Origin of the sequence: Asanoa iriomotensis, assembly GCF_016862515.1 — a bacterium.
Classification (GTDB): domain Bacteria; phylum Actinomycetota; class Actinomycetes; order Mycobacteriales; family Micromonosporaceae; genus Asanoa; species Asanoa iriomotensis.
Window position 1 is genome coordinate 20699 of sequence record NZ_BONC01000025.1, and the last position, 22397, is coordinate 43095.

At 70.0% G+C, this 22397-nt stretch carries 22 protein-coding genes; 9 read left to right on the forward strand and 13 right to left on the reverse strand.

Translation table 11 applies throughout. The features are described 5' to 3' along the window. Positions 1–72: 72 nt before the first annotated feature. The 7 genes from Air01nite_RS18710 to Air01nite_RS18740 all read right to left on the reverse strand — a co-directional run bounded on the left by Air01nite_RS18710 (position 73) and on the right by Air01nite_RS18740 (position 9606). Positions 73–2211, reverse strand: a complete 2139-nt coding sequence (locus Air01nite_RS18710; protein ID WP_203703919.1) for a bifunctional diguanylate cyclase/phosphohydrolase — start codon at positions 2209–2211, stop codon at positions 73–75. A gap of 104 nt (positions 2212–2315) precedes the next feature. After that, positions 2316–2771, reverse strand: a complete 456-nt coding sequence (locus Air01nite_RS18715; RefSeq protein WP_203703920.1) for a DUF1203 domain-containing protein — start codon at positions 2769–2771, stop codon at positions 2316–2318. A 126-nt stretch (positions 2772–2897) separates the two neighbouring features. Then, positions 2898–3764: an alpha/beta fold hydrolase gene (locus Air01nite_RS18720; RefSeq protein ID WP_203703921.1), complete on the reverse strand. Its 867-nt coding sequence runs from the start codon at positions 3762–3764 to the stop codon at positions 2898–2900. A 4-nt stretch (positions 3765–3768) separates the two neighbouring features. Continuing rightward, positions 3769–7425 (reverse strand): methionine synthase, encoded by a 3657-nt coding sequence (metH, locus tag Air01nite_RS18725; RefSeq protein WP_203703923.1) that lies wholly within the window; start codon positions 7423–7425, stop codon positions 3769–3771. A gap of 123 nt (positions 7426–7548) precedes the next feature. Then, complete coding sequence (locus Air01nite_RS18730; protein ID WP_239090798.1) at positions 7549–8370, reverse strand: ABC transporter permease; 822 nt, start codon at positions 8368–8370, stop codon at positions 7549–7551. Continuing rightward, positions 8330–9136 carry an ABC transporter ATP-binding protein gene (locus tag Air01nite_RS18735; RefSeq protein ID WP_203703924.1) on the reverse strand — a complete coding sequence of 269 codons (807 nt, stop codon included), beginning with the start codon at positions 9134–9136 and terminating at the stop codon, positions 8330–8332. Before Air01nite_RS18735 ends, Air01nite_RS18730 begins: the two co-directional genes overlap by 41 nt. After that, positions 9133–9606 (reverse strand): MarR family winged helix-turn-helix transcriptional regulator, encoded by a 474-nt coding sequence (locus Air01nite_RS18740; protein ID WP_203703925.1) that lies wholly within the window; start codon positions 9604–9606, stop codon positions 9133–9135. The genes Air01nite_RS18735 and Air01nite_RS18740 overlap by 4 nt, the downstream gene beginning before the upstream one ends. A 112-nt stretch (positions 9607–9718) precedes the next feature. On the opposite strand from Air01nite_RS18740, the gene Air01nite_RS18745 reads away from it, so the two are divergent. The 4 genes from Air01nite_RS18745 to Air01nite_RS18760 all read left to right on the forward strand — a co-directional run bounded on the left by Air01nite_RS18745 (position 9719) and on the right by Air01nite_RS18760 (position 11525). Next, positions 9719–10081, forward strand: coding sequence for an STAS domain-containing protein (locus tag Air01nite_RS18745; protein WP_239090799.1), 363 nt, complete (start codon positions 9719–9721; stop codon positions 10079–10081). Positions 10082–10187: 106 nt separating this feature from the next. Beyond that, entirely contained in the window at positions 10188–10496 is a 309-nt protein-coding gene (locus Air01nite_RS18750; RefSeq protein WP_203703928.1) for a lipopolysaccharide assembly protein LapA domain-containing protein, read from the forward strand. A gap of 9 nt (positions 10497–10505) precedes the next feature. After that, the gene (locus Air01nite_RS18755; RefSeq protein WP_203703929.1) at positions 10506–10943 is read left to right on the forward strand and encodes an organic hydroperoxide resistance protein; all 438 of its coding nucleotides are present in this window, start codon (positions 10506–10508) and stop codon (positions 10941–10943) included. A gap of 87 nt (positions 10944–11030) precedes the next feature. Further along, complete coding sequence (locus tag Air01nite_RS18760) at positions 11031–11525, forward strand: beta-class carbonic anhydrase (protein ID WP_203703930.1); 495 nt, start codon at positions 11031–11033, stop codon at positions 11523–11525. Here Air01nite_RS18760 and Air01nite_RS18765 read toward each other — a convergent pair. The 3 genes from Air01nite_RS18765 to Air01nite_RS18775 are packed head-to-tail and all read right to left on the reverse strand — an operon-like array spanning position 11522 to position 13154. Further along, positions 11522–12358 (reverse strand): LLM class flavin-dependent oxidoreductase, encoded by an 837-nt coding sequence (locus Air01nite_RS18765; RefSeq protein WP_203703931.1) that lies wholly within the window; start codon positions 12356–12358, stop codon positions 11522–11524. The two genes, Air01nite_RS18760 and Air01nite_RS18765, sit on opposite strands and share 4 nt — an antisense overlap. Positions 12359–12375: 17 nt before the next feature. Continuing rightward, on the reverse strand, positions 12376–12867 hold the full coding sequence (locus Air01nite_RS18770) for a GNAT family N-acetyltransferase (RefSeq protein ID WP_203703932.1): 492 nt from the start codon (positions 12865–12867) through the stop codon (positions 12376–12378). A gap of 44 nt (positions 12868–12911) precedes the next feature. Next, positions 12912–13154, reverse strand: coding sequence for a hypothetical protein (locus tag Air01nite_RS18775; protein ID WP_203703933.1), 243 nt, complete (start codon positions 13152–13154; stop codon positions 12912–12914). Between the two features lie 306 nt (positions 13155–13460). On the opposite strand from Air01nite_RS18775, the gene Air01nite_RS18780 reads away from it, so the two are divergent. The 4 genes from Air01nite_RS18780 to Air01nite_RS18795 all read left to right on the forward strand — a co-directional run bounded on the left by Air01nite_RS18780 (position 13461) and on the right by Air01nite_RS18795 (position 18338). Next, on the forward strand, positions 13461–14543 hold the full coding sequence (locus Air01nite_RS18780) for a helix-turn-helix domain-containing protein (protein WP_203703934.1): 1083 nt from the start codon (positions 13461–13463) through the stop codon (positions 14541–14543). Further along, the gene (locus Air01nite_RS18785) at positions 14540–15673 is read left to right on the forward strand and encodes a hypothetical protein (protein ID WP_203703935.1); all 1134 of its coding nucleotides are present in this window, start codon (positions 14540–14542) and stop codon (positions 15671–15673) included. The genes Air01nite_RS18780 and Air01nite_RS18785 overlap by 4 nt, the downstream gene beginning before the upstream one ends. A gap of 18 nt (positions 15674–15691) precedes the next feature. After that, positions 15692–16483, forward strand: a complete 792-nt coding sequence (locus Air01nite_RS18790; protein WP_203703937.1) for a PIG-L deacetylase family protein — start codon at positions 15692–15694, stop codon at positions 16481–16483. 94 nt (positions 16484–16577) lie between these two features. Next, positions 16578–18338: a pectate lyase-like domain-containing protein gene (locus Air01nite_RS18795; protein WP_239090800.1), complete on the forward strand. Its 1761-nt coding sequence runs from the start codon at positions 16578–16580 to the stop codon at positions 18336–18338. Between the two features lie 218 nt (positions 18339–18556). Here Air01nite_RS18795 and Air01nite_RS18800 read toward each other — a convergent pair whose 3' ends face one another. Continuing rightward, entirely contained in the window at positions 18557–20020 is a 1464-nt protein-coding gene (locus Air01nite_RS18800; RefSeq protein ID WP_203703938.1) for an MFS transporter, read from the reverse strand. A 111-nt stretch (positions 20021–20131) separates the two neighbouring features. On the opposite strand from Air01nite_RS18800, the gene Air01nite_RS18805 reads away from it, so the two are divergent. Beyond that, a complete protein-coding gene (locus tag Air01nite_RS18805) occupies positions 20132–20746 on the forward strand; it encodes a TetR/AcrR family transcriptional regulator (RefSeq protein WP_203703940.1) in 615 nt (204 codons plus the stop codon). Between the two features lie 125 nt (positions 20747–20871). Here the strand turns inward: Air01nite_RS18805 and Air01nite_RS18810 are convergent, their stop codons facing one another. Further along, the gene (locus tag Air01nite_RS18810) at positions 20872–21222 is read right to left on the reverse strand and encodes a DUF2255 family protein (protein ID WP_203703941.1); all 351 of its coding nucleotides are present in this window, start codon (positions 21220–21222) and stop codon (positions 20872–20874) included. A 10-nt stretch (positions 21223–21232) separates the two neighbouring features. Continuing rightward, positions 21233–22390, reverse strand: a complete 1158-nt coding sequence (locus tag Air01nite_RS18815) for a low temperature requirement protein A (protein ID WP_239090801.1) — start codon at positions 22388–22390, stop codon at positions 21233–21235. Positions 22391–22397 lie beyond the last annotated feature (7 nt).

The following is a 22397-nucleotide window of genomic DNA, read 5'->3' on the forward strand; positions in this document are numbered from 1 at the left end:
CGCGAAGGGTGCCGGCAACCGGTGAGTTCGGTCCGAGGCCGATGTGTACGCCGGACACGCGCACCGTGAACGTCAGGCGCGGGCCGGTTCGGCCAGGTCTCCGATCAGGCCCTCGGTGACCAGATCCAGGAACACGTCGGCCACCGCCGGGTCGAACTGGGTGCCGCGGCACCGTTCGATCTCGGCGCGGGCCTGTGCGACCGTCAGCGGCGGCGAGTACGGGCGGTCCGCCAGCATCGCCGCCCAGGCGTCCGTGACCGTGACGATCCGGGCCTCGATGGGGATCCCCGTGCCGGCCAGGCCGCGCGGGTAACCCGTGCCGTCGAAGCGCTCGTGATGGGCCGCCACGACCGCCGCCAGGTCCGGCCGGCCGCCGAGGTCCGTGAGCAACCGCGCGCTCTCGTCCGGGTGCCGGCGCAGTTGCTCCCACTCCCCCGCGGTCAGCGGCAGCGCCTTGCGCAGCACCGCGTCCGCGACGGTGACCTTGCCGATGTCGTGCAGCCGGCCGGCGGCCGCCACCCGGCGCAGCGTCGCCATGTCGAGGCCCAGTCGCTCGGCCACGAGCATCGACCAGCGCGACACCGCGGTGCTGTGCTCGTGCGTGCTGAGCTGCGCGTCGATCCGGTCCGCCAGCCAGACCAGGCCCGGCGGCAGGTCGGGGTCCGCGTACACGGGGTCGACCAGCATGCCGGCCGCGACCACCCGGTTGCGGCCGGTGGCCTTGGCCCGGTACAGCGCAGCGTCGGCCTCGTTGACCAGGCCGTCCGGGTCGGCCAACGGGTGGGAGTCGCGGGTGCCGCCGGTGGCCACGCCGAGCGACGAGGTCAGCCGCACGTTGCGGCCCTGGCCGACGGCCACCTCGCTGCGGCTGATCGACTGCCGGATCTGCTCGGCGATCTCGACGGCCACCTCCTCGTTGACGCCGGGCAGCAGGCAGCCGAACTCCTCACCGCCGTAGCGCGCCACGATGTCGCTGGCGCGCACCGAGCCGCGGATGCGGTCGGCGATCTGGGCCAGCACCGCGTCGCCGGCCGGATGGCCGTACCCGTCGTTGACCTTCTTGAACTCGTCGAGGTCGAGCAGGACGACGCTCAGCGGCGTGTCGGTCCGATCCGCGCGTTCGGCCTCGATCCGCAGCATCTCCTGGAAGAAGCGGCGGTTGTAGACGCCGGTCAGACCGTCGGTGATGGCCAGCCGTTCCTGCTCGCGCAGCGATGCCCGAAGCTGGGTCGCCAGCCTGGTGCGGTCCCGGATGATCAACAATTGCCGGGACAGCAGGCCGGCGAACAGCGCCAGCAGTATGACCAGCATGCCGCCGGTGATGGGTCCCTGGTCCACGCGGTCCGCGACGAGCAGCCCGATGGCCGCGAGGGCGGCGATCGTCAGCGGCACGGCGGTCAGGTCCCGGGATCTGGTGCGCTCCCGGGCCTCGGGCTCCGGTCGGCGGATCGCGGCGACCGCGGCGAGGCCGAACAGCACGGCCTCGACCTGCCAGCCCACGTTGATCCAGTTGCTGTTGATGTTCTGCGCGGCGATCGTGTACGCGTACACGGCGTCGGTGACGCCCGCCACCGCGAAGCCGGCGCCCACGAGCACGCCCCAGGCCGGCAGCCGGTGCCGCCCGGCCAGCCCGACGGCCGCCAGCGTGGTGACGATGGCCACACCGAACAGTGGGTACGCGAACGCCACGAAGTCGGCCAACCGTGGCGACTGTGGCAGCGACGGCGAGATGGCCACCTGCCAGCCGATCGTGCCCAGCCCGAGGGCCAGCAGGCCGGCGTCCAGCAGCCCGCGAACGTGCCGCAGGTGGCCGCTGCTGCCGATGCCGACGAGGATCGCCGGGATCGCCACCACGTACGAGGACAGGTAGAAGAAGTCGGCGGCGGACACCGCGGGTGGCCCGCGCTGGAGGACGTAGGTGTAGTAGACCCAGACGACCTCGCCGGTCAGCCACAGCGCGTTGGAGATCGCGAGCAGGACCCAGGCGACCCGGGTGCGGCCACGCGTGACCCACGCGGCGGCGCCGGACAATCCGACAGCCGCCACGATCGGCACGAGATATGGCACATCGACCAGCACGGTCGAGGGATGGACCTGGGCTATCACCAGCAGGATGGCGAAGACCGCCAGCCAGCCGACTCCGATGCCGACGGCCCACCGCATCGCCCGGTCCCGCTGGGCGAAGGAAGCCAAAGACGCGGCATCCGACACCTACAGTCCCTCCAGCGTCACCCGGTGTTACGGTCGCCTGCCCATTCAACGCCTGCCTGAGGTGACCTCCAAGGGGACTGCGACGTGAAGCGGACCACGCGTGATCAGCGGGTGATGGCGAACATGTAGCAGCCGTAAGCCACGTTGCGGCTGTGGATCCGGTCGACCTCCGGGTCGGCGAAAATGGCGGCGATCTCGGCCTCCGGATCGGTGCCGTCGTGCACGCGGGTCGAGGGGTGGATCCAGCCCCGCTTGTCGTAGGCGCGCAGGACCTGCCGGCGGCCGCGCCAGCCCGCCGGGTAGCCCGCCGCGGGTGGCGTGGAGCACGGCTGTGCGTGTGCGAAGACCGGGCCGATCTCGCGGTACGGGCTGGCAGGCAGCGCGGGCTCGTACCCGAAGAGGATCAGGTCCTCGCCCGGCTCGGCGTCCCGCAGGCAGCAGCGCAGCGGCTCGCCGCCGGTGGCCACCACGGGCTCGACCGGGTGGCCGGAGACGTCGCGCCCGCTCGTGCGTACGCCGGTGAGGGTCTCGTCGGAAATCGCGTGGGTGCGGAAGCTCATGGGGTCAGTCTTCGATCCGCGGCGGCGGAATGCTGGCGGCTTCCGGACGTGAGGCTCGCCAGCCGTGCGACACGCCGACAAAGGCACGGCTGGCGAGCGTTGATCACGTTACGCCGTCAACGGCCTTCACTGCCCCGCCGTGTGGGCGATGATCGCCGGCAACACGATCGGCCAGACCTGGCGGGGTGGGTGCTCGTGGCCGACGCCGGGCAGCGGCACGAGCCGGGCGCCCGGAATCTCCCGGGCCATCGCCTCGCCGTGCGGCAGCGGGAACATCGGGTCCTGCGTGCCGTGCAACACCAGCGTCGGCACGGCGATGTCGGCCATGCCACCGGCGACCGGCAGGCTGCCGTCGGCGACGATCCAGTGGTTGGTCTGGCTGGCCGCGAAGTCCGTCGTCCGGTCGTAGAAGCGGCCCACCAGCTCACGGGCCTCGGCCGGAGTGAGCGTCACCGAGCCGCCGAAGGTCGCGAGGTCGGAGACCACGCGGTCGATCGCCGCGGCGCGGTCGGTCCAGTCGGTCTCCGGTTGTGCCGACCCGAACAGGGCCTGGATCCGCTCCGCCGGTGGCGGCAGCGGCGGAGCGTCCGCGGGGCGGGGCAGGGCGGCGCTGGTGTCGATCAACGTGATCGACGCCACCCGGTCGGGGTGGCGGATGCCCAGCTCCTGCGAGATGCCGCCGCCCATCGAGACGCCGACCAGGTGGACCCGGGCGAGCCCGAGCGCGTCGGCCACACCGAGCGCGTCGGTGGTCAGGTCGGCGCCCGTGTAGCCGGGCTTTCCGACCGGGTAGTTCGTCGAGCGGCCGGTGTCGCGGTGGTCGTAGCGGATCACGAACCGGCCCGCGTCGGCCAGTGCCGTGCAGAAGTCGGTCTGCCAGAAGTCCATCGAGCCGGCGGCGCCCGCGATCAGCAGGATCGCCGGGTCGCCGGCCGTGCCGAACGTCTCGGCGCACAGCGTGGCGTCGTCGACCGGTAGCAGCTTTTCAGGCACGGGATCAGCGCTCCTTGGGCTCGTAGCCGAGGTTGGGGCGGAGCAGGCGTTCGGTGTCGGCGAGCGGGACGCCCCCGCGCTGCGCGTAGTCGCGGACCTGGTCCTCGCCGATCCGGCCGACCGCGAAGTAGCGGGCCTGCGGGTGCGCGAACAGCAGCGCCGAGACGCTCGCCGCCGGGGTCATCGCGAAGTTCTCGGTCAGGGCCATCCCGACGTCGCCGGCGGCCAGCAGGTCGAACAGCGGGCCCTTCTGGCTGTGGTCGGGGCTGGCCGGGTAGCCGAACGCCGGGCGGATGCCGCGGAACCGCTCGTGGTGCAGGTCGTCGAGGCTCGGGTCGGCGTCCGGCTCGTACCACTCGCGACGCGCCGTCAGGTGCACCCACTCGGCGAACGCCTCGGCCAGGCGGTCGGCGATCGCCTTGACCATGATCGCGTGGTAGTCGTCCTGCTGTGCCTCGTATTCCGCCGCCAGCTCTTCGGCGCCCTGGATCGACACGGCGAACGCGCCGAGGTGGTCGCCGGCTGGTGCCACGTAGTCGGCGAGGCAGCGGGCCGGCCGCGAGTCCTGCCGCTGCTGCCGCAGCATCGGGAAGCGGAGGTGCTGCTCGCGGCGCCCCTGCGCGTCGGGAGGCCCGACGCCGAGCACGATGTCGTCGGCCTCGCTGTGCGCGGGCCAGAAGCCGTAGACGCCGCGGGCCCGCAGGAGGCGCTCGGCCTCGATCCGGTCGAGCAGCGCCTGCGCCTCGTCGTAGAGCTCACGGGCGACCGGTTCGTCGAGGATCGCCGGGTAGCTGCCCTTGAGCTCCCAGGCGATGAAGAAGAACCGCCAGTCGATCATCTCGCGCAGGGTGCGGATCTCGGGCGTGACCTCGCGGAGCCCGGTGAACGCCGGCACCGGCAGCTCGTCGAAGGAGACCACCTCGCGGTTGGCCCGGGCGGTGGCGATCGGCACGAGCGGCCGCTTCTCGCGGTCGGCGTGCTGGTCGCGCAGGCGCTGCTGCTCGACCCGGTTGCCGGCGTCGAACTCGTCGACCCGCTCGGGGTCGAGCAGGCCCGCCAGCACGCCGGCGACCCGCGAGGCGTCCTGCACGTGCACGGTCGAGCCGGCGTAGGCGGGCGCGATCCGGACCGCGGTGTGCTGGCGCGAGGTGGTCGCGCCGCCGACCAGCAGCGGCAGCTTCATGCCGCGCCGCTCCATCTCGGCCGCCACGGAGACCATCTCGTCGAGCGACGGGGTGATCAGCCCGGACAGGCCGATCACGTCGGCACTGACCGCCTCGGCGGTGTCGAGGATCGTCGCCGCCGGCACCATCACGCCCAGGTCGATCACGTCGTAGTTGTTGCACCCGAGCACCACGCCGACGATGTTCTTGCCGATGTCGTGCACGTCGCCCTTGACGGTGGCCATCACGACGGTGCCGCGGCCCTTGCCCGTCTCGTTGTCGTCGGTCTCGGTGTCGGCCGCCGCGGCGACCTTCTCGGCCTGGAGGTACGGCTCGAGGTAGGCGACCGCGCGCTTCATCGCCCGGGCGCTCTTCACCACCTGCGGCAGGAACATCTTGCCGGCGCCGAACAGGTCGCCGACGACCTTCATGCCGCCCATCAGCGGGCCCTCGATGACGTCGAGCGAGCGGGCCGCCTGGCGCCGGGCCTCCTCGGTGTCGACCTCGATGAAGTCGACGATGCCGTGCACCAGCGCGTGCGCGAGCCGGTCCTCGACCGACGCCTCGCGCCAGGACAGGTCGACCACCCGCTTGGTGCCGGAGCCGGTGACCGTCGCGGCGAACGAGACCAGCCGGTCCGTGGCGTCCGCGCGCCGGTTGAAGATCACGTCCTCGACCAGCTCCAGCAGGTCGGCCGGGATGTCCTGGTAGACCGCGAGCTGGCCGGCGTTGACGATGCCCATGTCGAGCCCGGCGCGAACCGCGTGGAACAGGAACGCCGAGTGCATCGCCTCGCGGACCACGTCGTTGCCGCGGAACGAGAACGACAGGTTGGAGATGCCGCCGCTGGTGTGCGCACCCGGGCAGCGCTCCTTGATCAGCGGCAGCGCCTCGATGAAGTTCTTCGCGTAGTCGTTGTGCTCCTCGATGCCGGTGGCCACGGCGAGCACGTTGGGGTCGAAGACGATGTCCTCGGGCGGGAACCCGGCCTGCTGGGTGAGCAGGTCGTACGCCCGGGCGCAGATCTCGACCTTGCGCGCGACGGTGTCGGCCTGGCCCTGCTCGTCGAAGGCCATCACGACGACGCCGGCGCCGTAGTCGCGGATCCGGCGGGCGTGCGCGAGGAACTCGGCCTCGCCCTCCTTGAGGCTGATCGAGTTGACCACGCCCTTGCCCTGCACGCACTTGAGGCCGGCTTCGAGCACCTCCCAGCGGGAGCTGTCGACCATGATCGGGATGCGGGCGACCTCGGGCTCGGTGGCGATCAGGTTGAGGAACGTGGTCATGGCCTTGGCGCCGTCGAGCAGGTCGGCGTCCATGTTGACGTCGAGCAGGTTGGCACCACCGCGCACCTGGTCGAGCGCGACCTCGACGGCGCCCTGGTGGTCGCTGGCCTCGATCAGCCGGCGGAACTTGGCGGAGCCGGTGACGTTGGTGCGCTCGCCGATGACGACGAAGCCGGTGTCGGGGCCGATCTCGAAGGGCTCGAGGCCGCTGAACCTGCTCCTCGTCTCGGGCTGGGCCAGCACGCGCCGTGCGCTGCCCCGGACGGCGGCCGCGATGTGCTCGATGTGCGCCGGCGTGGTGCCGCAGCAGCCACCGACGAGGTTGACCAGGCCGGCGCCGGCGAACTCGCCGAGCGCTTCGGCGGTCACCTCGGGCGTCTCGTCGTAGCCGCCGAACGCGTTGGGCAGGCCGGCGTTGGGGTGGATGCTCACGTAGGTGCCCGCGACCCGCGACAGCTCGGCCACGTAAGGACGCAGTTGGTGCGCGCCGAGCGAGCAGTTGACGCCGACGACCAGCGGCTGCGCGTGCGCGATGGCGTTCCAGAACGCCTCGACCGTCTGGCCGGACAGCGTCCGCGAGCTCTGGTCGACGAACAACGAGATCCACAAGGGAACGTCCGGCGCCACCTCGCGGGCCGCGGTGATAGCGGCCTTGGCGTTGAGCGTGTCGAAGATCGTCTCGATCAGGAACACGTCGACGCCGCCCTCGGCCAGCGCCGCGAGCTGCTCGGCGTAGGCGGCCTTGACCTGGTCGAAGACCACGACCCGGTAGGCCGGGTCGTCGACCTTCGGCGACAGCGAGAGCGTCACGTTGAGCGGGCCGACCGAGCCGGCGACGAACCTGCCGCCGGCCTCGTCGGCCGCCTGCCGGGCCAGCCGGGCGCCGGCCAGGTTCATCTCGCGTACGTAGGCCTCCAGGCCGTAGTCGGCCTGGCCGATGCTGGTCGCCGTGAACGTGTTGGTGGTGGTGATGTCGGCGCCGGCGGCGAGGTAGCGCCGGTGCACGTCGAGGATCAGGTCCGGCCGCGTCAGGTTGAGCACGTCCGGGTCGCCGGTGACGTCGTGCGAGTGCTCGGTGAACCGGTCGCCGCGGTAGTCGGCCGGAGTCAGCTGCTCGCCCTGCAGCATCGTGCCCCAGGCGCCGTCCAGGACCATGATCCGGCTGTCCAGGGCCTCACGAAGGGCCTCAACCCGGCTCCGCGCATCGATCATCGCCGCATTCCCTCCGGTCGCTGATCGCCCCCTCATCGGGCAATCACCCGATCGCCGGAGCGACCGTCGAGAATACCGGGATCCGGTCGAGTTCGGACGAGTGCGTACCAGAGTGTGAGCGGGCTATCGCGCCAGACGCGCCAATAGTCCGGATGCGGCCGCGATGCCGACTACCGTCGCGAGGATGAGCACCCCGAAGTCCAGCGGCAGCCGGGCCGGGGTGCCGATCAGCAATCCGCGCAGCGCTTCGACCTGATAGCTCAACGGGTTGAAGTGATTGATCACCTGCAGCCAGCCGGGCATCAGCTCCACCGGGTAGAGCGCGTTCGACGCGAAGAAAAGCGGCATCATGATCGCCTGGCCGATGCCCATCATCCGGTCCCGGGACAGCACGAGGCCGGCGATCGTGACCGACAGGCAGCAGAAGAACGCGGCGCCGAGCAGCACCACCACGACCACGCCGAGCAACCGCAACGGGTTGACCGTGAACCGCACGCCGAGCAGTTCGGCGATCGCGTAGACGACGACCGCCTGGGCGAGTCCGCGTACCCCCGCCGCGAAGGCCTTTCCGGTGACCAGCGCGGCCCGGGGCGTCGGCGTGACCATCAGCTTGGCCAGCACGCCCGCGTCGCGTTCCCAGATTATCTGGATGCCGTAGAAGATCGACACGAACAGCACCGACTGGGCCAGCACGCCCGGCGCGAGGAAGTCGAGGTAGGGCACCCCGCCGGTCGGGATGACGTGCAGCTTCGTGAACGTGGTGCCGAAGATGACGAGCCAGAGCGCGGGTTGCACGGCACGGGTGATCAGCTCGCTGCGGTCGTGCGAGAGCTTCTGGATCTCGACGATGCAGAGCGCGACCACCCGCGACAGGACCAGCCGCGGGCTCATCCGCCGGTCGACGTCAACCGAGCCGGCCAGCGGTGCGGCGAGTGGCACGGACATCGCGCAGTCCTTTCTGTTCCTCGTCGAGCGAGCCACCGGAGTACGCGCGGAAGACGTCCTCGAGCGTCGCCTCCGGGCGGCCCAGCTCGTCGATCAGCTCGCGCGGGGTGCCCAGCTTGCCGAGCAGGCCGCGGTGCATGAGGCCGACGCGGTCGCAGGACTGCTCGGCCTCCTCCATGTAGTGGGTGGTGAGCAGCACGGTCATGCCGGTCTCCGCGCGCACGGCGGCGATGCGTTCCCAGACGCTGCCCCGAGCGATCGGGTCGAGCCCGATCGTCGGCTCGTCCAAGATCAGCAGTTGCGGCGAGCTGACCAGGGCCTGGGCCAGCTCGAGCCGGCGGATCATGCCACCGGAGTACGTCTTGGCCAGCCGGCCGGCGGCCTCGGTGAGCCCCATCATCTCCAGTGACTCGCTGACCTTGGCCTTGCGCTGCCCCCTCGGCACGTCGAAGAGCCGGGCGAACAGCGACACGTTCTCGACGCCGGACAGCGAGCCGTCGGCGGAGAGCTGTTGCGGGACGTAGCCGATCAGGCGCCGCACGGCCATCCGGCGCTTCGCGACGTCAAGACCGAAGACCTCGATGACCCCCGCGGGTACGGGCAGCAGCGCGGTGATGGCCCGGATGGTGGTCGTCTTGCCCGCGCCGTTGGGCCCGAGCAGGCCGAAGATCTCCCCGGGTGCGACGGTCAGGTCGACACCGTCGACGGCCGTGGTCTCGCCGAACTTGTAGTGCAGGTCGCGCACTTCCACCGCAGGGCTTGTCATGCTCCCCTCCCGGCCGGTTCGGCGATGTCGGCGCGCACCTGGTCGAGCAGCCGGCGCAAGGCCGGCAGCGCCGCGGCGATGGCGGCCTGGTCGTCCGGCGTCGCCCGGTCGAGGGCGTCGCCGATGAGGGCCGCCCGGGCCGCGCGCCAGGCGGCGATCCGGTCCCTGGCCTTGTCGGTCAGGCTGAGCCGGGCGGCGCGGCGATCGGCCGGATCCGGATCGCGGTGCAGCAGGCCGGCGTCGACGAGCTGGTTGACCAGGGTGCTCACGGAGTTGCCGGCGAGGTCGAGCGCCTGCGCGGCCGCGGCGACGCCGATGCCGGGCTGGTTGGCGACGACGAACAGCAGCTCGCGCTGCGCCTCGGGGAGCGGGGAAACGGCAACCGCCTCCGCGGTGCGCCGCCGCGAGAGCCGGCGCAGGGCCGCCGTGATGGACATCAACTCGCCGACTACCTCCGCGTTGCTGGTCATCTTCCAAAGATTACCTCGGTGGCAGAGGTATTTCGCGGCCACCGCACACGCTGTCCGTTGTATGCCCTAGAGCGAAGTTACGGTTTGACGGAAGACGAGAATGGGGGTTCTCGTGCGCATCACGGTTGCGGAGTCACCCGCCGGCGGCGCGACGGTCGTCAAGCTGGCTGGTGAGCTGGGCGTGGACACCGCGGGCGAGCTCGCGGCGGCGCTCGAAAAGCTGCTGCGCCACCCCAATCCCACCAACCGCATCGTCATCGACCTGACCCTGCTGGGCTTCTGCGACTCGATCGGCCTGTCGACGTTCGTCGACGCGCACCGGCGCTGCGCGGCCAGCGGCGGCTACCTCGCCCTCGCGGCCCCGTCCCCGTTCATGCACAAGCTGCTGGGGGTGGTGGGCCTGACCCGTCAGGTGCCGGCCTACGCGACTGTCGCGTCGGCTCTGGCCGGCGGCGAAGAGGGCCGCCTCCGCTGAACACCGCAGCCCGCCTGGTGCGGCCTCGGGTTGACGTGGGCTTTTATGGGGATTTTCCGTTTTCGACAGGCTATGTTTGGGATAGCTATGGGATGAGGTGGGTCGCATGAGTCGGTCCGTTTCCACCAAGGGGAACCTCCCCGACGAGATGCGCCGCACCAAGATCAGCTTCTCGTGGATCATCCTTCTGGTCGGCGTGATCCTGCTCGCCTTCCTGTTGGTCTTCGTGTTGCAGAACCTGGCCAGCGTGCGCATCCACTTCCTGACCGCGGACTTCACGATGCCGCTGGGCGTAGCCCTGCTGCTGGCCGCCATCGGCGGCGCACTGATCGCGGCGGTCCCGTTCTGCGCGCGCATCCTGCAACTCCGGCGGGCGACCCGCAAGAGTCGCAACTACCACGGAGCACCGCGCTAATTTAGCTGCATGGCAAAGGTTCTCTACACGGCCGAGGCCCACGTGTCCGGCGGCCGCCAGCACGGCCATGGCCGCACCTCGGACGGCGCCCTCGAGGTCGACCTGCGCACCCCGGTGGAGCTGGGCGGCGAAGGCGGCGGCACGAACCCGGAACAGCTCTTCGCGGTCGGCTACGCGGCCTGCTTCGAGTCGGCCCTGGCGGGTGCGGCGCGCCGGGCGCACGTCGAAGCCGGCGACGCCACCATCGACTCCAAGGTCAGCCTGCTCCCGACGGGCACGGGCGGCTTCAAGCTGGCCGTCGAGCTCGACGTGACCCTCCCCTCGATCACCGACGACGCGCAGGCCCGTGAGCTGGTGCTGGTCGCGCACGACAGCTGCCCGTACTCGAACGCCACCCGCGGCAACATCGACGTCGCCCTGACCGCCAACGGCAAGCCCGTCGAATAGCTGGTCCTGGGGTAATTCGCCGTGACATGCGTGGCAAACCCCGGGAAGATGTCGCACCCTGGTCGGCTGGTCTGTTGTACTCCATCTGTGTCAGCGATCGACCACCTGCTCCATGCCAACGAGACCTACGCCGCGACGTTCCCCGGGCCGCGCCCACAGCGGCCCAAACTGCGTTTGGCGATAGTCACCTGCATGGACTCCCGGCTCGACCTGTTCGGCGCCCTCGGGCTGCAGATCGGTGACGCCCACCTGATTCGCAACGCCGGCGGGCTGCCCACCGAGGACGTGCTGCGGTCGCTCGCCGTGAGCCAGCACTACCTCGGCACCCGCGAGATCGTCGTCATCCACCACACCGAGTGCGGGATGGAGGGCTTCGACGACGACGCGTTCCGCGAGCGACTCACCGCCGAGACCGGCGTCGTGCCCGAGTGGAACGTCCCGGGGTTCAGCGACATCCGGCTGACCGTGCGCAAGTCGATCGCCACCGTCCGGGGCTGCCCCTGGCTGCCGCACCGCGACGACGTGCGCGGCTTCGTCTTCGACATCGCCACCGCCCGCCTCGAAGAGGTCGAGGCCGGCTAACCGCGCAGGCTGGGCAGCACCTCGGTCGCGATCTTCTCGACCATCGCCGGGTCGTCGGTCCACACCGGGTCGTCCGGGCGTGGGTGGTGGAAGACCAGATCGGTGAAGCCGAGCTCCGCGTAGCGACCGACCAGGTCCGTGAACGCGTCGACGCTGGCCAGCGGGCGGTCGTCGCCGTTGTCGACGAGCAGGATCCGGTCCATGGTGCGGCCGGATTCATCCATCAAAGCGGCGTTCGTCCGAATCTTCGCCTCGTCGCCTTCGGTGATCCACGCGTCGGCGTACCGGATGACGGTCTTCATGGTCTTGGGCCCACCCGCGGCGACCGCCAGGGGCACCCTCGGCCGCTGCACACTGCCAGGGATCATCCGCGCCTCGTCGACGGTGTAGAAGTCGCCGACCCGGGAGGTCGCGGGCTCGCTCAGCAGCGCGTCGAGGTGGCCGACGAACTCGTCGAGGCGCCGGGCCCGCTCACCCGGAGTGAGCACCTGCCCGCCGAGCACGGTCGCGTCGAAGCCGATGCCGCCGGCGCCGATCCCGAGGGTGAGCCGCCCGTCGCTGATGTGGTCGAGCGTCATCGCCTCCTTGGCCAGCGTCACGGGGTGGCGGAAGTTGGGCGAGGAGACCATCGTGCCGAGGCGGATCCGCGAGGTGTGCGCCGCGACACCCGTCAGCCACGGGATCGCGGCATGCCAGGTCTTGTCCCGGTAGCGACGCCAGGAGAGGTGGTCGTAGGTCCAGAGATGGTCGTAACCCATCTCCTCGATCCGCCGCGCCAACGCCAGGCTCTCCGGCCAAGGATCGGCCGGCAGCACCAAAACCCCGATTCGCACCCGCCGACAGTATCCGGTCAGGCCGAATCGAGATCCTTCACAAAGATCCGGCAGAAATCGGGGTACGTCGCGACGGTGCCGTCGGGCAGGTGCTCCTCCCGTTCGGTCTCGACGACGCCGTGCGCCCACTCCCGGTAGCCGAGGCGCTCGTAGAGCGGCACCACCAGGTCGTTGTCGAGGTCGATGCCGATCGCCAGCCGCCCGGCCAGCCGCACCTCGTCGAGTTCCTCCGCCTCCCGGAGCAGCGCCTGACCCCGACCCTTCTTGCGCCTGCTGGGCACGACATACAGCCGGTGTACGAACGGGACGCCGGGCAGGTACAGGCGGACCTGATCCTCGTCCGCGGGCTCCCAGGTGACGTAGACGGTGCCGGTGAGGTCCTCGCCCTCCCAGGAGGTGAGCACCACACCCTGGCGTTTCAGCCGGTGGCGATAGAAGGCCGTCCGCTCGGGGCCGAGGACACGCTCGAGAAGGAGCATGTCCTCGGCGGACGCCGGCCGGATCTCCACACCGCCATGGTGCCGGTCGAAGGTGAAGTCTCGTCAGATCCGCGTTATGCGCGGACCACGACGACGGCCAATACGACCATGACGGTCAGCAGAGCCGAGGCGCCGAGCGCGACAGCCGCCACGATCCGCACGGCGTGCACGAATGCCTTGCCTACCTGCGTGATGAGGTCGTAGAACGCACCGATCAGCACGAGTCCGGCGAAGGCGGCGAGCAAGGGGGTGATGGTGCCCTGATCCAGCACAGTGGAGTCCTTGGCCAGATCGGACAGAGCGATTACCGTGGACATGGACGGACTCCTCGCTTCAGACCCGCAGGAGCTTGCCGTTTGCAAGACACCCTCGGTTGCCGCCGAGGGTGTCTTTTGTGTTCCACAGCCAAAGTGGACCCTGCTAAGCTTCTCCCCGCGCTTCACCCCTCTCGTTAAGATTCAGTAACGTCGTTGGATCTTCAGCTTAAACTTCAGCATTGAGCTGAATCAACTGCTATCGTGCAGCAGACAGCACCGATCGGCGTGAATGTGGCATTCATTTGCCGTCATCCACGTGGGACGCAACTTCAGGCTTCTTCGCTGAAGTTGACTGAAGGAGACGGCATGGCTGGCGACGACGACCCCGCGCGGGTGCTCGCGGTGCGCCTACGCCGTCTCCGGCTCAACGAGTGGCCGACTCCGATAAAGCAGCCGCAGCTCGCGCGGGCGCTCGGTGTGAGCGTGCCGCTGATCTCGTCGTGGGAACGCACGACGGCGCCGAAGGCGCCGCCCGCCGAGCGGCTCACCAGCTACGCCCGCTTCTTCGCCACACCACGGTCCGTCGTGGACGGCCGGGCGGCGTTGCGCACCGACCTGACCACCGACGAGGAGGAGCGCCGCCGGGAGCTAGAGGACGAGTTGCTGGGCCTGCGCGCCGCCGCGGTCGGCCGGGTGCCCGGTCCGCGGCAGCCCGCCGAGCTCGCCAACCATCCGCCGGCCGCCGGCCCGTGGTACTTCGGCGACGGCGCACCCGTGACGATCGTCTGTGGCGAGCTGCCCGAGGCGCGTCGCGCGGATCCGGTCTACACCGATCAGGACAGCCCGGACTACGTCGCCCTCTACAGCCACGCGGACCTGGATTCCCTGGTGGAGCTGCACGGACACGTTCGAGCGGCGAACCCGGACAGCGACGTCTGGTTCATGCGCGCCTCGTTGGTAACCAGTGACCACCTCACCACCCACCTGGTCCTGCTGGGAGGCGTCGACTTCAACGACCTGACCACCGCGGTCCTCGACTCGTTGGGTGTGCCGGTGCGGCAACTGACCCGCATCACCGACGAGCCGGACGACGAAGGCGCCTTCGAGGTGCGCGAGGGCGGCGGGCGACAACACCGGCCGTCCCTCATCAACGAGCACGGCCGCCGGATCCTGGTCGAGGACATCGCGCATTTCTGTCGCGGCCAGAACCCATACAACAGTTTGAGGACCGTCACCGTGTGCAACGGCATGTTCGGTCGGGGAGTCTACGGCGCGGTCCGCGCGCTCACCGACCAGCGTTTCCGCGATCGCAACGCAGGCCACGTGCGGAGTCGCTTCGAAGACGCGCAGACCTACAGCATCCTGTCCCGGGTGCGGGTGGTGCGGGGCGAGGTCGTCACGCCCGACTGGACCAAGCCGGAGAACGTCCTCCACGAGTGGTCCGCGTGACCGACGTGGCCAGCCGGCCCGCCGAGTCGCCGGCGCGCGCTCCGCGCCATCACACGTCGCACACCCGCCTGCTGCGCCGCGTCGACCAGGTGACCGCGACCGAGCAGCTCGACGCCATCATCGTGCCGACGGGCCGGCCGACCGTCTATCTGACCTTCGCCCTGCGCCTGGCGCAGCAGCTCGACTGCCCGCTCGTGGCGCTGTGCAGCCTCCGCTCCGGCGCCGATGGCGCTCTCCGAGCGGCGCAGCGGATCGGCGCGCAGCTCATCGCGACGGACGTCGACGACCGGGTCCGGCTGCCGGCGTTCGCCACCTCGGCCCTGCCGGACGAGCCGAAGTTCCGTCGCCGGGGAGACCTGAGCCTCAAGCGCAACATCGGGCTGGCTCTCTCGCGGATGATGGGCTGGAACCGGGTCGCGTTCCTCGACGACGACATCCGTTCCGTGCGCCCCGAGGACATGGCGGCGGCCGCGGGCCTGCTCGACCAGTTCAGCATGGTGGGGCTCGGCAACGCCGGCTACCCCGACAACTCTGTGGTCTGCCACGCGCTGCGGGTGATCGGCGTCGACCAGCAGACGTTCGTCGGTGGCGGCGCCATGGTCGTGCCGGTCGGGCGCACCACCACGTTCTTCCCCGACATCTACAACGAGGACTGGTTCTTCCTGCTCGACGAGGACGGTTTCAGCCCGACCGCGGTCACGGGACTGATGGTCCAGGAGCCCTACGATCCGTTCCGGACGACCGAGCGGGCCCGGGCCGAGGAGTTCGGCGACTGCCTGGCCGAGGGCATCTACGCGCTGCTGGACGACGGCGGGTCGGTCGACGACGCCGACCACGCGTTCTGGGCCGCGTTCCTGGCCGACCGCACGGCCATGGTCGACCGGATCATCGAGGCGATACCGCGATGCGACCGCACGACGGACGAGAAGCGCCGGATGACCGAGGCGATGCGGGCCTCGCACGGCCGGCGCCGGTTCATCACGCCGGACCTCTGCGTGCGCTATCTCGACGCGCTCGCCGCCGACCGGGCGGTCTGGCGCGACTTCATCCAGGGGCTGCCGAAGGGCCTCGGACCGCGCCGGTCTCTGTCGCGGCTCGGACTGAACGCCACGCGGGTCTTCGAGCCTTGATCGGGCTAGGGTTTTTCCGTGACTGACGTTCTTCTGCCGGCGCTGCCGGAAGACTGGTCGCGGGCGCTGGCCGTGGCGGCGCACCCCGACGACATCGAATACGGCACCGCGTCCGCGGTCGCGCGCTGGACGGCGCAGGGCAAGACGGTGACCTACCTGTTGGCCACCCGTGGCGAGGCCGGCATCGACTCGATGTCGCCGGAGCAGGCCGCGCCGCTGCGCGAGCAGGAGGAGCGCGCCGGTGCGGCCGAGGTCGGCGTCGACGTCGTGGAGTTCCTCGACTACCGCGACGGCGTCGTCGAATACAGCAACGCGCTGCGCCGCGACATCACCCGCGCCATCCGGCGGCACCGGCCCGAGATCATCCTGACCGGTGCGTTCACGGTCCGCATGGTCGGCGGCATGACCAACCAGGCCGACCACCGCGCAGTCGGCCTCGCCGCGCTCGACGCGGCGCGCGACGCCGGCAACCGGTGGATCTTCCCGGAGCTGGCCGACGAGGGCGTCGAGCCGTGGAACGGGGTGCGCTTCGTCTGCATCGCGGGCGCCGAGCGGCCCACGCACGGCGTCGACGTCACCGGTGAGCCGCTCCAGCGCGGCATCGCCTCGCTCGCCGCGCACGCCGAATACACCAAGGGCCTCGGCGTCGGTGGTCCCGACCCGGAAGGGATGCTGACCTGGGCGTCCGGCATGGCCGGGCCCGCGCTCGGCGTGCAGCACGCGGTCCTGTTCGACGTGCACTCGCTGCGTTTCGAGGGCCCGCCGCCGTGGGAGCAGGGCACCCAGCCACCGGTCGTCACCGATATCTGACCCTTCGGCACCTAGCGCTACACCCCTGTCACCGGGTAGAAACGGATCGATCTGAGAGAGCGCTCTCACATCCCCGTCCCCGTTAGGCAGGTCGATGAGAACCGTCCGTCTCCTTGGCGCCGCCGCTGCAGCGGCCACCTTGACGGCTGCCGGCGTTTTCGCGCTTCCCGGCAGCGCCGCCGCGCATCGCGGTGGTCCCGACTTCGGTCCGAACGTCTTCGTCTACGACCCCAGCACGCCGGCGGCCGAGATCCAGGCCAAGTTCGACGAGCTGTTCGCGCAGCAAGAGAAGAACGAGATGGGCACCAACAGGTACGCGGTGCTCTTCAAGCCCGGCCACTACGACGTCAACGCCCGGCTCGGCTACTACACCACGGTGTCCGGGCTCGGGCGGTCGCCGGCCGATGTGGACATCACCGGTGCCGTCCGGGTGGTCGGCCAGGTCAACCCCAACGTGCCCGGCGGTGTCTCGGCGCTGACCAACTTCTGGCGCTCCGCCGAGAACTTCACGGTGACGCCGACCGACTGGTCCAACCAGTGGGCGGTTTCCCAGGCGTCGCCGATGCGACGCGTACACGTGAAGGGGATCCTCTGGTTGGAGCCCGGCAACGGCGGCTACTCCAGCGGCGGCTTCATCGCCAACTCCAAGGTGGACGGCATCACCATCAACGGCTCGCAGCAGCAGTGGCTGACCCGCGACAGCGAGCTCGGTGACGTGTGGACCAACGGTGTCTGGAACCAGGTCTTCTCCGGCGTGACCGGAGCGCCGGCGACCGGTTTCCCGAACCCGCCCTACACCACGCTGCCGACCAGCCCGGTGACCCGCGAGAAGCCTTACTTGTACGTGGACGAGCGAGGTCGTTACCGCGTCTTCGTGCCGGCGCTGCAGCGCGACACGGCCGGCACCACCTGGTCCGACGGCAGCGAGGCCGGTTCGTCGATCGACATCGACGACTTCTTCATCGCCAAGCCGTCCGACAGTGCGGCGCGGATCAACCTGGCTCTCGCGCTCGGCAAGCACCTGCTGCTCACTCCCGGCGTCTACCACCTCGACCGGCCGCTGCGGGTGCTGCACAAGAACACCGTGGTGCTCGGCCTCGGCATGCCGAGCCTCGCGCCCGACACCGGCGAGGCCGCACTGAAGATCGCGGACGTCGACGGCGTCAAGGTGGCCGGCGTGCTGGTCGACGCCGGCGCGCGGGAGTCCGACACGCTGATCGAGGTGGGCTCGCGCGGTGGCCGGCGCGACCATTCGCGCAACCCGACCTCGCTGCAGGACGTCTTCATCCGGATCGGCGGCCCGTGGGTCGGCCGGGCGAAGACCAGCCTGGTGGTCAACAGCGACGACACGATCCTGGAGAACATCTGGGCGTGGCGTGGCGACCACGGCAACGGCATCGGCTGGACCCAGAACACGGCCGACGTGGGCGTGGTGGTCAACGGCGACGACGTCACCGCGTACGGCCTGTTCGTCGAGCACTATCAGAAGTGGCAGACGATCTGGAACGGCGAGCGCGGCCGAACGATCTTCTACCAGAGCGAGATGCCGTACGACCCGCCGAGCCAGGCAGCATGGACCAGCCCGACGGGCAACGGCTGGGCGTCCTACAAGGTCGCACCGTCCGTGCGGACGCATGAGGCGTGGGGCCTGGGCGTCTACTCATACTTCAACCAAGGTGTCGACATCCGGGCCGCGCGCGGCATCGAGGTGCCGGACCGACCCGGGGTGCGGTTCCACAACATGATCACCGTCTTCTTGGACGGCAGCGGTGGCATCGAACGCACTATCAACGACGCGGGCACGCCCTGCGTGGGCTCATTCAGCACGAGCGCACTGACGGAATACCCCGCCTGATCCGGCGCGGCGGGCCCGCCCGGACCGGGTGCGGGCCCGCCACGCCCCAGCCGTCCAACACCGGACGCACCCGCAACCTGAGCCATCCTGAGTCAGCACGGCGAACCCGCACCGACCTGGTCCTGTGGCTGGAGCGATGTGGCGTATCTCTGGGTCGGGTGCATGCGCGAGGGCCCGCGCCGAACCGGCGCGGGCCCTCGCCCCCATTCCCCCGAAGGTCAGACCGTGACGGCTACGCGGTCGTCGACCTCGTCGTCGACAGCAGCCGGCTGGTTCTTGAGGCCTGGCAGCAGCCAGGCGGTGAACAGCGCGCCCAGTGCCGCTACCGCGGCGCCGCCCAGCAGGGCCAGCTGGAAGCCGTCGGTGGCGGCTACCGGTGGCGTGTTGCCGTTGGTCAGCGACGACGTGGTGGCCGCCGTGGCGATCGCCACCGCGATTGCCAGGCCGATCGAGCCGCCGACCTGCTGGGTTGTGTTGATCAGGCCGGATGCCAGGCCCGACTCGTCCGACCGGGCGCCGGCCGTCGCGGCCAGGGTGACCGGGATGAACATCAGCGCACCGCCGACGCCGGCCAGCAGCGACGGGCCGAGCAGCTCGGTCCAGTAGCTGCCCTGCGCCGTCAGCAGCAGTGCCAGCCAGACCAGCGAGCCGGCGGTGATGATCATGCCGGCCAGCAGTGGGGTCTTGAAGCCGATGCGGGTCACGATGCGCGAGGTGAGCCCCGCGAACAGGATCAGCGTGATCGCGAACGGCAGTTGGCCGAAGCCGGCCTCGATCGGGCTGTAACCCCAGACCTGCTGCATGAACAGCGTCAACACGAAGAACATCGGGAACACCGCGGCCGTCACGGTCAACGCGATCAGGTTGGCGCTGCGCAGCGTCTTCTGCTTGAAGACGTGCAACGGCACCAGCGGGTGCTTGGCTCGCGACTCGATCACCACGAACGCGATCAGCAACGCGATCGCGATGGCCGCGGAGACGATCGTCTGCGTCGAACCCCAACCGGCGTTGTTGCCGTCGACCAGGGCGTAAACGCCCAGGGCGACACCGGCGGTGACGGTGATGGCGCCCATGACGTCGAAGCCGTTGGCCCCGACCGCCTCACGGGCGGCAGGCAGCAGCCGCGGTGCGAGGGCGAGTGCGGCGATGCCGATCGGCACGTTGACCCAGAGGACGGCCTCCCAGCCGATCCACTCGGTCAGCAAGCCACCGAGAATCGAACCGGCGGCCGCGCCGCCGCCGGCGACCGCGCCCCAGACCCCGAGCGCGCGGTTGCGCTCGGCGCCGGCCGGGAAGATCGTCATCAGCAGCGACAGTGCCGCCGGTGCGACCAGCGCGGCGCCGAGGCCCTGTGCGGCCCGGGCGCTGACCAGCATCGCCGGGTTCTGCGCCAGCGCGCCGACGAACGACGCGACGACGAAGAGCCCGAGACCGGCCATGAACATCCGGCGTCTGCCGAGCAGGTCGCTGATTCGGCCGCCGAGCAGCAGGAAGCCACCGAAGGCCAACGTGTAGGCGTTGGTCACCCAGGACAGCGAGTCCTGGGAGAAGTTCAGTTCGCGGCCGATCGACGGGAGCGCCACGTTGACGATCGACGCATCGAGGACCAGGACGAACTGGGTCACCGCGAGCAAGGCCAAGGCCAAGGTCTTGTGCGGTGCTGCTTGTTCAGCGCGGCTCATCTCCGCGTTCCCCCCGAGGTTTGAAGTGGAAGTCGAATTCCGCTTCCGGTATGCTTCGAACCTACGGAATCGAGATTCCGGTTGTCAATCGGATTCGGTAGGATCAGCGTGATGACCACCACAGCCCAGCCCGGTTCGCCCGAGGGCAAGACACTGCGCCCCGAGCTGGCGGGCGCGCCCCGGCCGATGCGCGGCGACGCCGCCCGCAACCGCGCCCGGGTGCTCGACGCTGCCCGCGCCGCCTTCGCCGAAGACGGCGCCGAGGTGCAGATGGAGCAGATCGCCAAGCGGGCCGGGGTGGGCGTCGGCACGCTCTACCGCAACTTCCCGACCAAGCAGGCGCTGATCGCGGAGCTGGCCGACCGGTGGATGGACGAGCGCGTCGAGATCGTCGACCAGGCGCTCGAGATGCCTGATCCGGCCGAGGCGTTCGGGTGGTTCGTCCGGCGTACCGCCGAGGACATGGCCGGTGATGCCGGGCTGTGTCATCTGTTCAGCGGGGTGTCCGGTGGGACCTGCCCATTTCCTGACCTGTTGGTCGCGCGGACCGAGGAGGTGCTCGCGCGGGCCCGGGCCGTGGGTGCGATCCGGAGCGACGTGAGCGTGGCCGATTTTCAGGCGATTCTCGGTGGGCTGTCGGCGGCGATCGCTCAGACCGAGAAGTGGGAGCTGTTCGCCGAGATGCTGATCACGGGGTTGCGGGCGCCTGCTCAGCCTTGCCCATAGGGACGTCTCCGGGGCTCTTCCCCGGACCCCGCCGAGCTGCGAGGACCCACAGGGAAGGGCGGGGCGGTTCCGTTGTCCGCGTAGGCCGAAACGGGATCAACCCCTTTGCCGCTGGGTGTTCGTCGTTACAGGTTCACCCGGAGGGTGCAGTCCCTGGCCGTTGTGGCGATCATTTCGCTTGTGCCGGGCTGGCCCGCGTATTTCTCTCGGTAAGCCTGGTCGACCGCGTCCAGCGTTGAGGTGTCGGTGATCGGCGAGACGGTCGCCTGGTAGCGGTGGTCCGCGTCGACGAAGGTGACCTGGCCCGCGCGGGTGGCTCGCCGATACCACTTCGAATCCGGGCCATAGCCGCTGCGTACGTATGGCACGCCCGCGGCCACCACCGCCCAGATCGGTGTCACCACCTCGCCGCCGGCGCGTAGCGGGGTTGCGATGCGGACGACGCCGGTGTTCGCGAGATAGTCCAAAGCGGTCATAACCGCGAGCCTACCGACCAAATGAGTGCAGGTTTGTCGTCCTTGTGCGCATCACCTGCGGCAGGTCCTCGATGATCAGGGCGACCGCCATGATCGCCAGCAGCGCGACCACCTGCGCGGTCGCGTCGATGTGGCCGATGAAGATCGTGAGCATCGAGAGGACGGCCGCCATCAGGCGGTGTGGCACTCCCCGCCAGATCTTCAGCAGCATCAGGAACGCGGCGTGGCCGACCAGGAACAGGGCCGCACCGGCCGCCAGTGCCGCGGCCGCATTCCATTTCAGCGGATCGAACGCGGCCGGGATCGCCTTCTTGATCCCAGCAGAGAAGAGCACGACACCGATGATCATCGGGTAGTGCGCGTACGCCCACGCGAAGACCGCGATCAAGGCCTTGCGTCGCGGGTCCGTGATCCCGGCCAGAGCCTGCGCCGAGCGCTCCTCGTCGCCGGCGAAGTACGCCCACCAGAAGTAGTAGGCCACACCGAGTCCGAGCAGTGCCACCAGCAGCGCGGAACCGTCGAGGTCGACGCCCGCGAAGCCGAGGCCGATCGACACGATCGACTCGCCGATCACAATGATCATGACGAGCCCATGGCGCTCGACGAAGTGGTGCGCGTTGATCGTGAAGCCGCCGATCCGGGCCAGGTACGGCGTTACGAACTGGACGGCCAGCGCGGCGCCCCACCACCATGCCCGCTGGTCCGACGGCAGGAACCCGCCGGCCAGCACGAGCCCCGCGGACAACAGGTTGAGCGGCGCGAGCGTGGTCGCGGCCCGGACCGCCGCCTCGCCGGCCGAACGCAGGAACAGCGCGCTGTGCACCAGGTTGACGACCAGATAGCCGACGCCGAACGCCCACCCCGTCTCGCCGAACGCCTCCGGGATCGCCAGCGCGATGACCAGGAAGCCGGCCATGCCGACGAGCAGGAGCGTCCGGCGGTACGTGCTCGTCGGCGCCATCGCGTTGGTGAGCCAGGCGTAGCCCGAGTACATCCACCAGATGATCGCCAGCATCAGCAGCGACTGCCCGAGCCCGCCCCAGTCGAGGTGGTCGGCCAGGGTGTCGGTGAGCTGCGTGATCGTGAAGACGAAGACGAGGTCGAAGAAGAGCTCGAGGGTCGAGACCCGCACGGTGGGCTCGATGGGCGTCGCTGCCGCTTCGGTCACGCCCCGG